At 47.8% G+C, this 14,928-nt stretch carries 13 protein-coding genes; 5 read left to right on the plus strand and 8 right to left on the minus strand.

Going from position 1 to position 14,928, the window contains the following annotated elements:
• The 3 genes from QNJ26_21265 to QNJ26_21275 form a co-directional block, all read left to right on the plus strand.
• The coding region (locus QNJ26_21265; GenBank protein ID MDJ0988087.1) for an ABC transporter permease at positions 1-612 on the plus strand (612 nt) is incomplete at its 5' end.
• Positions 613-848: 236 nt separating this feature from the next.
• Positions 849-1,607 (plus strand): ATP-binding cassette domain-containing protein, encoded by a 759-nt coding sequence (locus tag QNJ26_21270; protein MDJ0988088.1) that lies wholly within the window; start codon positions 849-851, stop codon positions 1,605-1,607.
• A gap of 17 nt (positions 1,608-1,624) precedes the next feature.
• Complete coding sequence (locus tag QNJ26_21275) at positions 1,625-2,587, plus strand: MlaD family protein (protein ID MDJ0988089.1); 963 nt, start codon at positions 1,625-1,627, stop codon at positions 2,585-2,587.
• Positions 2,588-2,807: 220 nt separating this feature from the next.
• Here QNJ26_21275 and QNJ26_21280 read toward each other — a convergent pair whose 3' ends face one another.
• From QNJ26_21280 to QNJ26_21315, 8 genes are all read right to left on the minus strand, one after another.
• Entirely contained in the window at positions 2,808-3,245 is a 438-nt protein-coding gene (locus QNJ26_21280; protein MDJ0988090.1) for a hypothetical protein, read from the minus strand.
• Between the two features lie 166 nt (positions 3,246-3,411).
• Entirely contained in the window at positions 3,412-4,023 is a 612-nt protein-coding gene (locus QNJ26_21285; GenBank protein MDJ0988091.1) for a hypothetical protein, read from the minus strand.
• Between the two features lie 336 nt (positions 4,024-4,359).
• Positions 4,360-5,094: a hypothetical protein gene (locus tag QNJ26_21290; protein ID MDJ0988092.1), complete on the minus strand. Its 735-nt coding sequence runs from the start codon at positions 5,092-5,094 to the stop codon at positions 4,360-4,362.
• A 378-nt stretch (positions 5,095-5,472) separates the two neighbouring features.
• Positions 5,473-6,837 (minus strand): DEAD/DEAH box helicase, encoded by a 1,365-nt coding sequence (locus QNJ26_21295; GenBank protein ID MDJ0988093.1) that lies wholly within the window; start codon positions 6,835-6,837, stop codon positions 5,473-5,475.
• A 192-nt stretch (positions 6,838-7,029) separates the two neighbouring features.
• Entirely contained in the window at positions 7,030-7,428 is a 399-nt protein-coding gene (locus tag QNJ26_21300; protein MDJ0988094.1) for a GxxExxY protein, read from the minus strand.
• Positions 7,429-7,536: 108 nt separating this feature from the next.
• Positions 7,537-7,800: a hypothetical protein gene (locus QNJ26_21305; protein ID MDJ0988095.1), complete on the minus strand. Its 264-nt coding sequence runs from the start codon at positions 7,798-7,800 to the stop codon at positions 7,537-7,539.
• A gap of 697 nt (positions 7,801-8,497) precedes the next feature.
• Positions 8,498-9,268, minus strand: coding sequence for an alpha/beta fold hydrolase (locus QNJ26_21310; protein MDJ0988096.1), 771 nt, complete (start codon positions 9,266-9,268; stop codon positions 8,498-8,500).
• Between the two features lie 1,081 nt (positions 9,269-10,349).
• Complete coding sequence (locus QNJ26_21315) at positions 10,350-11,483, minus strand: cyclic nucleotide-binding domain-containing protein (GenBank protein ID MDJ0988097.1); 1,134 nt, start codon at positions 11,481-11,483, stop codon at positions 10,350-10,352.
• A gap of 351 nt (positions 11,484-11,834) precedes the next feature.
• Between QNJ26_21315 and QNJ26_21320 the strand changes: the two genes are divergently transcribed.
• Both QNJ26_21320 and QNJ26_21325 read left to right on the plus strand, forming a co-directional pair.
• Complete coding sequence (locus tag QNJ26_21320; GenBank protein ID MDJ0988098.1) at positions 11,835-12,275, plus strand: hypothetical protein; 441 nt, start codon at positions 11,835-11,837, stop codon at positions 12,273-12,275.
• Positions 12,253-14,928 (plus strand): S8 family serine peptidase (locus QNJ26_21325; GenBank protein MDJ0988099.1); only part of this gene is annotated, 2,676 nt, incomplete at its 3' end. The genes QNJ26_21320 and QNJ26_21325, both read left to right, overlap by 23 nt.

A 14,928-nucleotide genomic window follows, 5' to 3' on the forward strand; every position in this document is an offset into this window, starting at 1 on the left:
GTGGCCCTCATCAGTTTTCTGGTGGGAATGATCCTGGCCTTTATCGGCGCCATTCAGCTGGCCCTTTTCGGGGCCGAGATCTATGTGGCCAATCTGGTGGGCATTGCCATGGTCAGGCTGATGGCGGCCATTATGACGGGAATTGTCATGGCCGGCCGCACCGGAGGGGCCTTTGCCGCCCAGCTTGGCACCATGCAGGTGAATCAGGAAATCGATTCGCTGAAAACCCTGGGTCTGTCGCCGATGGAGTTTCTGGTCCTTCCGCGTATGCTGGCCCTGGCTCTGATGATGCCGCTGCTGTCCCTTTTTGCCAACGTCATGGGCATCCTGGGCGGAGCGGTGGCAACTGTCACCCTGCCCGGCATCAGCTTGATCCAGTATTTTAACCAATTGGTCGCGGCGGTGCGTCTCTGGGATCTGTGGATCGGACTTTTCAGCGCTGCCCTTTACGGCGTGATCGTGGCGGTTGCCGGTTGCATGCGCGGCATGCAGTGCGGCCGCAGCGCATCTGCGGTAGGCGATGCCGCCACCTCCGCCGTGGTCACGGCCATTGTCGGCATCATTGTGACTACTGCGGTAATTACCGTAATGACCAAAGTGTTGGGAATATAATATTAAAGGTTCAGGGTTCGGGGTTCAGGGTTAAGATATGAAATGCTCCTGGTCTCTGGTTTCTTGTTACTGGTAAAAACGATTCATCAGAATAGTACAGCCAGCAGCCAGGGTCCAGGAACCAGAAACCAGAAGCCAGTGACCAGAAACCAGCAGCCAGTGACCAGAAACCAGCAGCCAGAGACCAGAAACCAGAAGCCAGAGACCGAAACTATATCTTAAACCGTGAATAAACTATGAATCAGCAGCAGCCCCATATTATCGTCAAAGATTTAACAATGGCCTATGGCGATTTCGTTCTGATGCGTGACCTGAGTTATACGATCAACCGCGGGGACGTATTTATCATCATGGGGGGCAGCGGGTGCGGCAAGAGCACCATGATGACCATCCTGATCGGCCTGAAATCCCCTGCCAAGGGCCAGGTCTTTTACGAAGATGTCGATTTCTGGGGGGCTGACGCTGCGACCCGCGACCGGATCATCCGCCGCACCGGTGTTATGTACCAGAGCGGCGCCCTGTGGAGTTCCATGACCCTGGCCGAGAATGTGGCGCTGCCCCTTGAAACCTACACGGGCCTGGGACCGGGAGAGATCCGTGACACGGTGGAGCTCAAGATGGCCCTGGTGGGGCTGGCCGGATTTGAGGAGTTCTACCCATCGGAGATCAGCGGGGGGATGCAGAAGAGAGCCGGTATTGCCCGTGCCATGGCCCTGGATCCGGAAATCCTTTTTTTCGACGAGCCCTCAGCCGGGTTGGATCCGGTCAGCGCGCGCAGACTTGATGATCTCATCCTGCAATTGAGTGAGAGCCTGGGCACGACCATGGTGGTGGTTACCCACGAGCTGGCCAGCATCTTTGCCATTGCCAACAACTCCGTGTTTCTGGATGTCTCCAAGCGGACCATGACGGCCACGGGCAATCCCCAATCGCTTCTGGCCGAAACACGGGACCCTGCGCTTCGTCTGTTTTTAACCCGTGGGGAAAAAACCTGACCACAGGAAGGAGTACCATGTCAAAACAAGCTAACAGGAAGGTGATTGGCGGTTTTGTTTTACTTGCAGTGGGCATCCTGGCCGCCAGTGTCGTCATTTTCGGATCAGGGGACTTATTTAAAGAATCCTTTGATTACGTGCTCTTTTTTGAAGAATCCGTTAAAGGCTTGGATGTCGGGTCGCCGGTTTTGTATCGTGGGTTCCCAGTCGGGAAGGTCAAAAAGGTGGTCATCCTGGCCGACCTTAAAAAAATCAATGATTACGTTCTGGTTTATGTCGAGCTTTATCCCGATGTCGTTGCCGTTTTGACAGAGGATAACGCAGAAGTTGACTGGAGAGACAGGATGTCAGATCAGATTGCTCTTGGCTTACGAGCCCAACTGGTGCCCCAGAGCCTGATTACCGGTAAATTGGCCATCCAGCTTAGCGAGCATCCCGATCAACCCGCCGCTATGAAGAATATTGACCCGGAATACGAGGAGATTCCGACAATTCCCTCGACCCTTTCAAAGATAGAGGGGTTTATGGCCAAGCTCAACCTCGAGGAGTTAAACAAGCGGTTGATATCGATCCTGACCAGCGCCGATCGGATCCTGAATAATCCGGACATCGACGCCAGTATACATGAGTTTAAAGGTGCTTTAACCGATGCGCGGCATCTGGTGCAAAAGGTGGACGGCAAGGTCGATCCCCTGGCCGAAAATCTGAACAACACCCTTATAGACGCCCGGAAGCTGGTCAACCATGTGGATGGAAAATTGGACCCGCTTTCGCAGGCGGTGCTGGAGGCTCTGGAATCGGCTGACTCGGCCTTTAAAAGTGTTGATGATCTTGTCGGAAAACGCTCGCCCACCCGTGCCGAACTGGATAACACCCTGATTGAAATCGGAAAGGCTGCCCGTTCCCTGCGGGTGCTGGCGGACTACCTGGAGCAACACCCTGAGGCCCTGATTAAGGGTAAAGGCTCTCAGAACTATTAGTATTGTGTCCCGCAATTAGTCTACAAAACACAGTATTATTTTCAGGTTTCAGAAAGCCTTAATTGAGGGATTTAGGTATTGAGGAATTTAGGAATTAGAAAGTTCAGAAATAAGATCGACAGAATACATTCAATCCCTAAATTCCTTAATTCGCAATTCCTAAATTATTGGCCTGACACCTGCCTGCCCGCCGAAGCCTGCAAGGCGAAGGAGGGAAACCTTATTTTTTCTGTTTGGTATGCTTTAGTAAGGTGGGCGTGGCGATCAGCACCAGCAGATCGCCCACCGGGCCGTTGCAGAGCAAGGTGATACTGGATAAGACAATTGACCAGATATAAACTTCGGATCTCACCAGCACAGCATTAAACGCTTGCGGCGTAAAGAAGAACAATACCAGATTTAGCCCGCAAATGGCCGCAGCTCCCCACACCGCCCACCGGCGCTGGTTCCAAATACCGATACCGAAAATGATCAAAGGCAGCATCTGAAGCAGATATTTTAGACCGAACAAATTCATCAAGCTGCCCGGCAAATTGGGTTCATAGGCCAGCCAAAGAATGCCCTTGAATATACACAACCAGCCCACCGCCCAAATTTGCCAGGGGAAATCAATATGCATTCTCTCGGATGGAAAAACCCGCAATTTACTTTTGTCCATTGTCAGTCCGAATTATTTCAAATTGCTAAAAAGTGGCGTTTTTTTGGGTCTCGGTGAATGTGTAGCTCATATTCGCCATACGATAAGATAAAGAAACCTCAATTTTTTGACGCCATTATTAGAGGAATTTTTTTGTCTGGTCAATTAAAAACTCAGAGAATATGAATCAACTCAGCAGATTAACAATGGACAGGATAATGATCAAAAATGAAATGATGGCTCCGGCCATACCGAAGAAAAAGGGATGACGGAAGAAAAGGGCATCCAACTCCGGTCCGGATCGATCCAGCTTTTCAAAAAAAGATCGCGTTTCAAACCAGGTGTTTAACTTTTTTTCAAAGGCTTGCAATTTCTGAGGTGCAAACAGTAAAACCAGACCGAGAATCAGGCCGCAAAAGCTGCCAACTCTCGCAATCCAGGCAAAAAAGTAAAATATAATCTCAAGTGTTTTAAAATATTTTTGAGACCCTAGAAAAATATTAGTGAATTTGACGATATCGATATTGAAAAGAAAGAAAAAAAGCGCAAAAGCTGAGCCTACGACAAGGCACAATCCCACAAGAATGTGATGGCTGTAAACAAACGGCTCGGTTGGAATCTCCTTGTCCAAAATATTCTCGGAAAGGCCCACAGAAATACTGCGATTAAAAAAGCCTCCAACCGATTTGGTCAAACGGGGTGAAGCTAACAGCAATAATGAAAAGGCCATCCCTAAAACGCCAAAAAGCAATGTGAGGATTTCAACCGTATGTAATGCTATGTCCCAGAGTATATCCATTTTGATTCCTCAGGCCAAATGATACACAATTACCTTTGATATCGACACTTTGTTAATTAACTTAAACATGTTACGCGGCTATTTCTGTCAGCTCATTGGATAAATTGTCGATTGGGTCAATCAGACCCTAATTTATCTTTAGACGAAAGAAAGCTGCCCCGAAAATATAAAACTAAAAACGGCCTCAAAAATAGGAGATTACGCTCAAGAGCAAGGCGAAAACCGATTCAAAAGTGGAGCATACACGATAGTATTCGAGCATTTTGAATCGGTTTTTAATCCGCCACGAATATTGGGCGGACTATTGGGCGTAAGATACATTTTTGAGGCTGTTTTTTATTTTTGGGTGAGTTTAACAGCAATACCATTTACCTGCGCATTGGCAATGGACAACAGCTTTTTGCGCACAACCCGGGAATAATATTCACGCTCTGTTTTGGTAAATGTTTCACGGTTCAACTTTTTAAATACCAAATCTTTTTGCTTGGGTGAAAAAAGTCGGTCCAAGCTGGTCTCCAGCTCTGCGGAGCGCTTTGGCAAAGCCTTTTTGCGATTTAGATGGATCTCTTTTCGGTTTGGGGTCGGCATCGCCTTTTTAATTTTGGCCGCATAATCCCGCAGCGTATTTTGAACAGTCCTTATGGGAACGCTTAAACCGCTGCTCAAAGAAAGCAGACGGCTGGATAGCAGGGTGCCATATTTTGATTTCAGGGGACTGGCAATTTTTTTTAAATTTTGCGGCGCTTCGATGCCTTCAAGATCAAATAGCTCGTCAGCAAGCAACAGCAATTTTTCCAAATTTTGTTTTTTGGGGCTCGATTCCCAGTATTTTGAAAACAGCGCATGACTGTTGAGCGAAACGCCGTTGCGCGCACAAATGCTCAGTACAACCGGAAACCTGACCACCAGATCCGGGTCATCGGAGCTGGCAAGCGCATCCAGGATTACCGTAGCCTGGCTGCCGGTCAGCCGTTTTTGGCCGGAATCCGCCAGCAACGAATCAAGTACGCGCAGGACCACATCTGAGCCGCTGCTTTTATGTCTGGGTGAAAACTTGCGATCAGAATCCATTTGGCTAAACGAGTGCTAAGGTTTCAATATTGTTCTAAATAATATGATATCCAATTCTGATCGTTTTAGCAAATAAAAATTGTATTTATTTATACAAATCCAATTTTACAGCATGGCGATTAAATTCCGTGAGAAATTTAAGCTAATGATAATATTATGAATTCTATCACAGTTGGTGGTTCATTCTTAGAATCTTAGGGCTGGTTCGCTTTAGGCCTTGGAGAGAGTTGATATAGGTGAAGTCGTCTTAAAATAGTAGATAACGTTCAATGGCAAGGCATAAACCGATTCGAAAGTGGAGCATACACGATAGTATTCGAGCATTTCGAATCGGTTTATAACGCAGCCGTTGGGCGTAATATGCATTTTAAGGCGACTTCAATTGCGGTAGACCCGCTGCCTGGCCCTAGCAGCTTTCTTGAGGGGCTCTACATGCACATCAACATAATCAAATACGCGGGCATATTTTTTCCCGGGCGCCGGGCGCAACACCCGTCCAAGATACTGAAGCAAACGCCCGCTGAATTTTATCGGTGTCGCCAGGAATAAGGTCGTCAGGTCTTTGCAGTCAAAACCCTCTCCGATTAACTGACCGGTTGCGACCAGAATACGAACATTACCGCGGTTGATGCGTTTTACAACTGTTTTGCGCTCCGCCATATCGAGGTCACCGGTGAGCAGCTCGGATGGCAGCTTGAAACGATAGCGCAGCAGGCTCTGAAGGTTTTCGCAATGTGCCTTGCGATCTGATAGAACCAGACAGATCCCGCGTTTTTTGGCAGCCTCATCGGCAATATCGGCGGCGATTTGGATGTTGCGTTGCGTGTCGCTGGCAAGCTCGGCCAGCATCTTGCTGTATTCGGTTATCGGATCGCGTCGGGTTTTAAAGTCGGTGTTGCGAAAAACAACTTTGGCCGGCAGCACATCCCCGCTTTCAATCAATTGCGTTTTGTCGACCTCATGGTGTTTGTCACCCAGATGCCAGAAAATGAGTTTTGAAAGTTGATCGCGCCGATAGGGTGTCGCGGAAAGTCCCAGCATATACTGAGAATCAAATTCGGTAACCGCCTCGGTGAAGGTACGACTTGGGCAGCGGTGACATTCGTCAACCAGCAAAAAACCGATAAATTTAGACACCTCATCAGCACATTTATAAAGCGACTGCACCAGCGAAACGGTAATTTGATGGCCCACCTTTTTTTTGCCGCCTCCGATCATCCCGACATGATCCGATTCGATACCCAAAAAAGTACCGATCTGCTCAACCCACTGGGCTGCAAGTTCTTTGCTGTGAACGATAATCAGGGCCGGTTGCCTGCGCCTTGCGATGATGTAAAGCGCCATCACCGTCTTGCCTGAACCGGTGGCGGAGCTCAGGGTCCCAAAATCCTTGGCCAGCATTTTATCCACCGCAGCCTGCTGAAAAGGCTTCAAGCGGCCCTTGAATTCAAAATCTACCGTTTCTAAACGCCGACGTTGATCATCTATGCGAAATTCAATGTCCTGTCGGCGACAAGCGTTGATCAAATGCCGGATGTAACCACGCGGTATCCACAATCCATTTCGACCAACCTTATCGTAAAACTTGAGGCTTTGGGGGGTGCCTCGGTTCCAACGGCCCATGCGTTCGTTTTCGAGCCATTTGGGATTGACAAATTCAAGCTTGTCAACAAGGCTTTCCATCAACTGGGATGGAACATCTTTGAGTTGCAGATTTTCTTTAATGGTAATCGTCAGCGTCATAAAGATTGTTTGAAATATCTATCCGCAGATTACGCAGATTTCCGCAGATTATTTTTTAGGTTAGAAAATTTTGATAAAATTAGAACCACAGATTTCATTGTATGGGTGAATTTATTATCCGCAGATTAACCCTAATTAAGTTCTATCTACAGAATTTTGAAAAATTTGATCCACCGATTATACAATGAACTATTATAAAAAATCATAAGCAAATCTTTTGTATTGGAGTGATTTTGCACCGAAATTGATGAGCAGGCCAGGAGATAATTTGGCAGCCTTTAGATAGTTTAGGATTTGAGCCTCTTCGTTTTTCGTTAGTTGAGAAAGGGCTTTTATTTCGACTATTATTTTCTCATAACATACAAAATCCGGCTGGTATCTCTTTTTTAGTGGCTCTCCTTTAAAAATGATCTGAACCTCGGGCTGAGATTGATACGGTATCCCCTGTAATTGAAACTCCTTTTGCAGTGCCTCTTGGTATACCGGTTCTAAAAATCCATTTCCCAGCTCTTTGTGTACCTCCATTGCTGCCCCGATAATTTTGTAAGTTCGTTCATCCCGCGCTGTTTGGGCACCTTGAATAATCTTCATGTCGATTTTTAATTAATTTGAAATCTGTGTTAATCTGCGGAATCTGTGGATGATTATTTCGAGATTTTTCAAAACAATGCGACATACTGTGCAAGAAAATTCTCGCGGCTATTCATGCTCTTTGTCTTCTTTAATCAGCGCCTGCGCGATTTGAATATCATACGCCTGTTTGGGGTCAAAGTCTTTGGCCTCATAGATACCCTGGGCTTTTTTGATGGCGTCGTAAGGGACCCAACCGTGCTCATCCCAAAGCTCTGGGTCGTCAGCGTTCCACATCCGGAACCAGACCTCATCAACCCCTTCGCGCACGTACATGCGCACGTTTTGGTTCATTGGAAATGGATAGTAATATAATCCCCGCTCATCTTTCATAATCTTTCTTCCTTTAATGCCAAATTCAGGTGTCAGGCAAATATCGCCTCTGTCATCTGGCTTCTTGTCATTCGTTAATGCTCAGTCCTCAGTCATTTCCCGACACCTTATACCTGTGCCTTGTATGTTTTGACTTTTTGAAATTTATTTCAGACAGGATTTACAGGATTTCCTGGATGTTTTTACCTGGATCACTTTCCAGGCCTGCCGCGCCATAGCTAATATTATTAGCGACGGCGGGATGAAAGTGATCCAACTCAATCCGCTTTCAGCGGAAAAAATGGATTACACCGTTAATGCCTTCTCGGTGATTTTCGCATCGTGCCTCTTATTAAATGTTGAACTTAGTAGGTTAGTTGTTCCTATTTTATTCGCCGCAGGCGATTGGGTATTTTCAGTTTCTTCCCGCCGTCGCTTAAAAGCTATGGCGCGGTAAACCCGGAAACTGAAAATAAAAATCCTGCTTATCCTGTTGATCCTGTCCAAAAAAATCACCCCCTCCATGTACGCTGACAACCAATCACTGCCATACAGCTCAAATTTCTGACACCTGATACCTGAAACCCGAGTCTTTCGTAACGCGCAGCATGCAACGCGGAACCTTTGAACCCTGCCTGTCCTCCGTAGTTTCAACGAAGGAGGAAACCCAGAACCCTGGTTCCTATAGCCTGAAGTGGTATTGTTTTCAATTGCTATTTTAGAGCTGGAGTTGGCCAAGAAAGTCCACAATGGCCTTGTTAACAGCTTGTGGTTGTTCAAGAGGAGCAATGTGGCCAGCACCCGATATACGGCTGCGCGTCGTATGTGGGATCGCCGTTTCGAGAAAGTCAGCATATTTAGGCGGTGTGAGTTTATCCTCATCGGCCGATACGACCAGCACCGGGACACAGATATCCTTCAGCCGGTCCATAACATTGAACCGGTTGCAGGCCTGAAAATCACCGCTAACCACAGCGGGTCGGCAGCCTTTCAGTTCATTCTGAAATTTTTGGATCACGTCGTGGTCCGATTGTTCGGACGCGGCATGCTGTGGTATCATATCCACAAAACCAGCAAAATCATTTTCGATGGCCTCAAATATGGCCGGTAAAACCTTCAGCTTAGCTCCGGTGCCGATCAGAATACCGGCCACGAAACGATCCGGATGATCCAGCAAGAGCTGCTGAACAATGGCACCTCCCAGGCTTACCCCGCAAGGAATCGGGCTCGGCGCATCCAGCGCATCGAGAAATTCAGTTACCGCCGCTGCGTAGTCTTCAATTGTATCCTTGCCGGCGCCCCGGCTGCTGCCGTGTCCGGGAAGATCCAGGGCCACCGTGTTGACTTTTTCAGCCAGACCTGCCACCTGCATCTGCCAGAATTGAGCGCTGCAGCCGGAACCATGAATGAAAACAAGCGTTGATTGATCTTTATCCAGCGGCCACTTGCCGGTAATACATCCAAATCCGCCAAGCTCTCTTTGCTCCATTCGACCCTCCCTCAAAGATTCAAGAGTTCTGGTTTTTTGGTTTAGCGGCTTAAGCCCGTTTTATTCAACTAGGCGAGTATAGATGTAATGACACTTAGGTGTCAATTGAGCAAATTCTAAGTTATCCGCAGACACACACGGACCCGTCTTCGCTCTGGCAAGCTACACCGCGGCAAGCCATCCACAGACCACTTTGTCTAACCGCAGAGGCGCAGAGAACGCAGAGAGTTATCTTTTTTTGGTTTGTCGGGAGATACCGACAAACCAAAAATAATCTGCCCTGGCGGGCTCTCGCTTAGTATAATTTAAAACGCTGCACATAGATCAATAGACATTTTACCTCTTAATAACAAGGGCTTAAAAGCTCAGAAGACAGGAGAATAAAAGCTTGATCAATAGCAGGTGTATGTAGGTATTGATTAAGAGTAATAATCGCGCAGCGATTGACTGTATTTCCCTTGTGAATGTCCACAGGGGAAATAGTTAGTGTGAGTCTGTGTGTGTCTGTGGCTAATTAATATTCAAATTCTGCGTGAGTCTGCGGTTGATTGGTATTTTCACTGCTACTAAATGCGCAAATTGCAAAATAGCTGACACCACTAGGCAAAATGCGACAAGGAATCAACGATTCAAGCCATAGTTCAAGGATGCTCAATCCTATAATATATTGAATAGTTTATAAAATCGAATTCAAGGCCGAATTGGTCTGAATTTTGCTTTCATATGCCTTTAGAACAGTTTCCTGGCAGTTTGAATACGAGGGAAAATCTGGAATGGAAAACTTAATCTTTATCGGTATTATGATTTTCGGTCTGGTCGCTTTTTTGTGGATGGCACCTGACCGCAGCTCAAGCCAAGACGACTAACCTAAATTGAGCGATTGTCGAGGTCGAAGATCCGCCTCACAGATGGCGGATAAAGATCGGCAATGCCGACTTCTCCCGTCGAAGCCCGAAGAGCGAAGTCGGAAGCTGAAAGCCAAGCCCAAAGGGTGTCAAATTAAAAATATTTAGAAAGGCAGAATTCCTAATAATTAAAATTACTTCTCTATATTTTTAATTTGAAACGCTCATTTTAGGGATTAGCTGTGACAGATACTATCAGCCATCATAAAAAACATCCCCCGGAATTTCGGTGACATATCCTTAAACTGAAATCCAAGGGCCACGATTTTTCGCTTCTTCCAGTTAAACTCCCGGCTCCAGACAATCGTGCCTGACACCTTCATGGTGAGCTCTTCTTTGGGCAGGCTCAATTCAATTTTAGCTGATTTAACATTTTTATAAATTGATGAGATGCTTTTATATTTTCCGTCCAAAATGACACACAATCCGTCAACGGATATATCCCGGGAATAACAATCCAGGATCAGCGGCTCGTGTTGATTGGCATTGGTAAATATATGCAGATTAATTTTAAGTGGCAGCTGATGTCTTCCGATCTTGCGAACCTTATCGGAGGTATCACCCTTATCAGCGGATTTACTGCGTACGTGATATAAATCGAGCAAGCGCATCTCGATATTGGGATATTTTTTACAAATTTTGATGAGATTGGGTTTTGAAATTCGAAGCAGCTCAGTGCGGCTGGCTGTCTCAACAAAGGACCGCGACGTGTTTTCATCCTTAAATGGATAGAGGTCACCGAAAAACTGATTCTTGGTTATGGTGGACACCTGTTTGCGATAGAGCGTATCTTTCTTTTTTCGCAAGGGGCGAAAAACAGTTTCCTTAAGCTCGCCGGAAACCACCAGGTAAAGATTATTTTCGCTGTCACCGGTTTTTTTAATCAGCTTTCCCGGAGCCAGCCGCTGGTGCACCAGTTTGGGAATCAGGGTCATTAATTCCTGATAGGACAATCGCTGAAAAAATGTTTTTAATGGAGATTCATTAATATTGCTTTCTTGCAAATTGGCATGAAACTGCTTTGCTTCCTTTGGCGTCGGGGGTTTAATTCTCCATTGCAACAATTTACAATCGATGACCTGCAAGAATTTTCCGGCTTCGCTGAACAACTGGGCGGCTTTGGCGTATGATTTGGCAGCCTCGTCCTGGTGTTTTTGTTTGATGAGCAGATCGGAAAAAACCTTCTGCAAGGCGGGATCATCGGGGAAAATTTTAAGAATGCTCTTAAATTCCGCAACGGTTTTAATAATTAGCGAGCCGTCAATAATTTGCTCGGCTATGCTGATGTGACTATTAAGGTTTTGTTTCATGGTGTTATCCTGATATTATGGCACCCATTTTCAGAAATAGCAATCCATGCGAGTTCGTTTTGAATATCGGCACTCTAATTGAAAACTTTATCATAAATAATCAGCTGGTTAGCATATCATGGGGCAGAAGACAAATGCCAGAGGTCAGAGGAGGGTCATATCACCCGGTGCACCACTTGCAGAACAAGGTCTTAGAACAATAAAAACTAAAGTTTTTCGGTATATTAGCCAATATGGAGGATAGGCTGAAAGGCCAAGGTTGTGCTGGACAAACCGACTTATACATCTTAATATACTTGGGCCTTACAGCATCTTACCAGAAAGCGGTATGACGCACAAAGGGGAGACAGCATGATCAAGTTAAGGCCATCCGGCCGATTTCGGAAGCGCGCCACCGTGTATACCCAGCTTTGGATTGGTCTAGTTTTTGCATTTTATCTGGCCTGTTGCGGACAAACTGCCGAGAATATCGACCCGCAAACCGGCCAAACACAACCGCAGCCAGAGGCCAAGGGTACGCAACCCGCTACAATTCAGCAGCCCAGGGGGCAAAAATTTCTGCATGCACCCGATGAGGTTTTGGTAAAATTTAAGCCCGAAACGGACGCTAAAACCATCATAAACATCCAGACAGAACTGAAACTGGAGACGGTCCATAAATTTTCGAGCCCCCATCTGTATTTAATGAAAATTACTGACGGTGCTTCGGTCGAAGCGATTATTGAGCGCCTGAATAGCTACGACGCTGTGAAATATGCAGAACCCAATTATGAGGTTAAAACGACACAATAGAGCAACAGCAGTATCAGCCGGCGCCGCCGTGCGCCATTTGTTGAAGCTGACGGCAGTTTGCTGCATTTTAGCCGCCTTTCCGGTTATAGCTTCAACTGATGTGCCTCCGGCAGACCGCGGATCCCAGATTCCCGCTTTTGTACCCGGTCAGTTGCTGGTCAAATTTCGGCCCGAGGTGCAGCAGGAGGCAACCGCTGCTTACGCGTATTGGTTTGATATCTCCACTCGCCGAACCTTTTCGATCAACGGGTATCAGCAGGTGCAGCTGCCTGAAGGAACCGATATCGATGAAGCCCTGGAGATTTATTTGGAAGACCCCGATGTGGAGCATGCCGAGCCGAATTATGTGGTGTCGGCCGATATTGCGCCCCCGGATGACACTGACTTTAACCGTCTGTGGGGCCTGCACAATACGGGACAGAACGTCAACGGTACAAACGGCACCAATGATGCCGACATCGATGCGCTTGAGGTCTGGGATGTAACCACCGGTAGCTCGGATGTCGTGGTGGCCGTCATTGATTCCGGTGTGGATATCAATCACCCGGATTTGCAAAAAAATATGTGGGTCAATACCGGAGAGATCGCCGATAACCTTATCGATGACGACGGCAACGGTTATGTTGATGATGTCAACGGATGGGATTTTTTAATCGACGATAAAGATCCCCGTGACTCCCATGGACACGGCACACATGTCGCTGGGACTATAGCGGCTGTAAGTGATAATAACAGAGGCGTCACAGGTGTCAGCTGGTCGGCCAAAATTATGGCCCTGCGATTCCTGGATGCCTGGGGTCTGGGCAGCACAGCCAACGCCATTGAGGCTATCGAATACGCCAATAGCATGGGTGCCGATATCATCAACAACAGCTGGGGCGGCGGCGGTTACAATCAGGCGCTTAAGGATGCCATTGATGCATCCAGTGCGCTGGTGGTGTGCGCAGCCGGCAACAACGGCCGCAACAACGACAGTATTCCTCACTACCCGTCCAGTTATACCAGTACCAACATTATTGCGGTGGCCGCCACAAATCAGAATGACCAGCTGGCCGGATTTTCAAACTATGGCAACGTCTCGGTGGATGTGGGCGCACCGGGTGTCAATATCTACAGCACTGCACCCGGTCGCGCGACGCTCTGGCAGGACAAATTTGATGACGGTAATATTAACGGCTGGACCACCGGCGGCACCAATAACACCTGGAACGCCACCAACCAGCAGTCATATTCCGGTGCCTATTCATTAACCGACAGCCCCGGTGCTAACTATCTGAACAACACCAATTCCTGGGCATATTCACCGGCCGTTAACCTGAACAATCAAACCGCATCCAAAGTGGAATTTAAAATCTTCGGCACCCTGCACAGTAGCGATGTTATGTGGGTGCATGCATCTATCAATGGCACCACCTGGAGCCCGGTCAGCTTTCAACTGCCGGGGGATTCCACCTTGTACAACGGGGTGACGGGCAACTTTGCTTCATGGACGACGATCGAGGCCGATTTGGAGGCCTACGATGGTCGCAGTAGTGTTTACGTCCGCTTTCAGCTGGTCAGCGGCAACAGCAACGTCGCTGACGGTTTTTATATTGATGACGTCAAGTTTACAGCCGCCTCATCGGTTTACAACGGCACGGAATATACATTCAAGCAGGGCACATCCATGGCCACGCCGCATGTGGCCGGGGTGGCAGCGCTGGTACTTGCGCATAACCCGGCGCTGACCAACCTTGAGGTCAAGGCGCTCATCAAAGCCAGTGTGGATTTTAAATCAGCCCTTAACAACAAGGTGTCATCTGACGGCCGCATCAATGCGGCCACCGCGCTGGCAGCACCGCAAATATCCAATGTCCAGGTCAACTTCATCACCGAAACTACCGCGGTAATCACCTGGACCACCGATATCGCATCGAGCAGCGTCGTGCAGTATGGCACCGGCAGCGACGCCTGGGACAGTTATCCGAATACGGAATCAGATGCCGCCCTGGTGAACAGCCACAGCATTACCCTTAGCGGTCTGACCCAGGAAACCGATTATTATTTCATGGTGGGTTCAATCGACACCTATGGCAACGGCCCGGATAATAAAACCGGCGATGCCAATCCATCCACCGAAGGCACGTTTACCACAGCAGATGCTGATCCGCCTTCCATGGTTGAATTCCCGACGATTAATTTTGCGGCTGATAACATCACCGTCACCTACGATGAAGATGATATGCAGGGCGCCACTGACGAAGATAATTACAGCTTCAGCCCCTCGATAAACTTTTCGACAGTCAATCCCAAAGATGATGATATCACCGCTTTGGGCGGCTCCACTTATCGGCTCTCCATGGCGTCGATTCCGGCCTATGAGATTTTTACGCTGACCGTCAGCGGCATCACCGATCTGGCCGGTAATTCGGTGACACCGGCCAGCATTACCATCAACGACGATGACGGCGACGACATGGCCAATGATTGGGAAGCGGATAATAATTTAAACCCAGCGGTCAATGACAGTGGAGCGGATCCGGACGGCGACGGCTACACCAACCTGGAAGAATACAAAGCGCGCACCAACCCGCGCAGTAGAGCCGATGCGCCGTTTGTGATCAAGGAAACCATACCCGAAGATAACGCTGGTATCAGCGATTCCCAGCGCGTG

This window comes from Desulfobacterales bacterium, from assembly GCA_030066985.1.
In the GTDB taxonomy this organism is placed as follows: domain Bacteria; phylum Desulfobacterota; class Desulfobacteria; order Desulfobacterales; family JAHEIW01; genus JAHEIW01.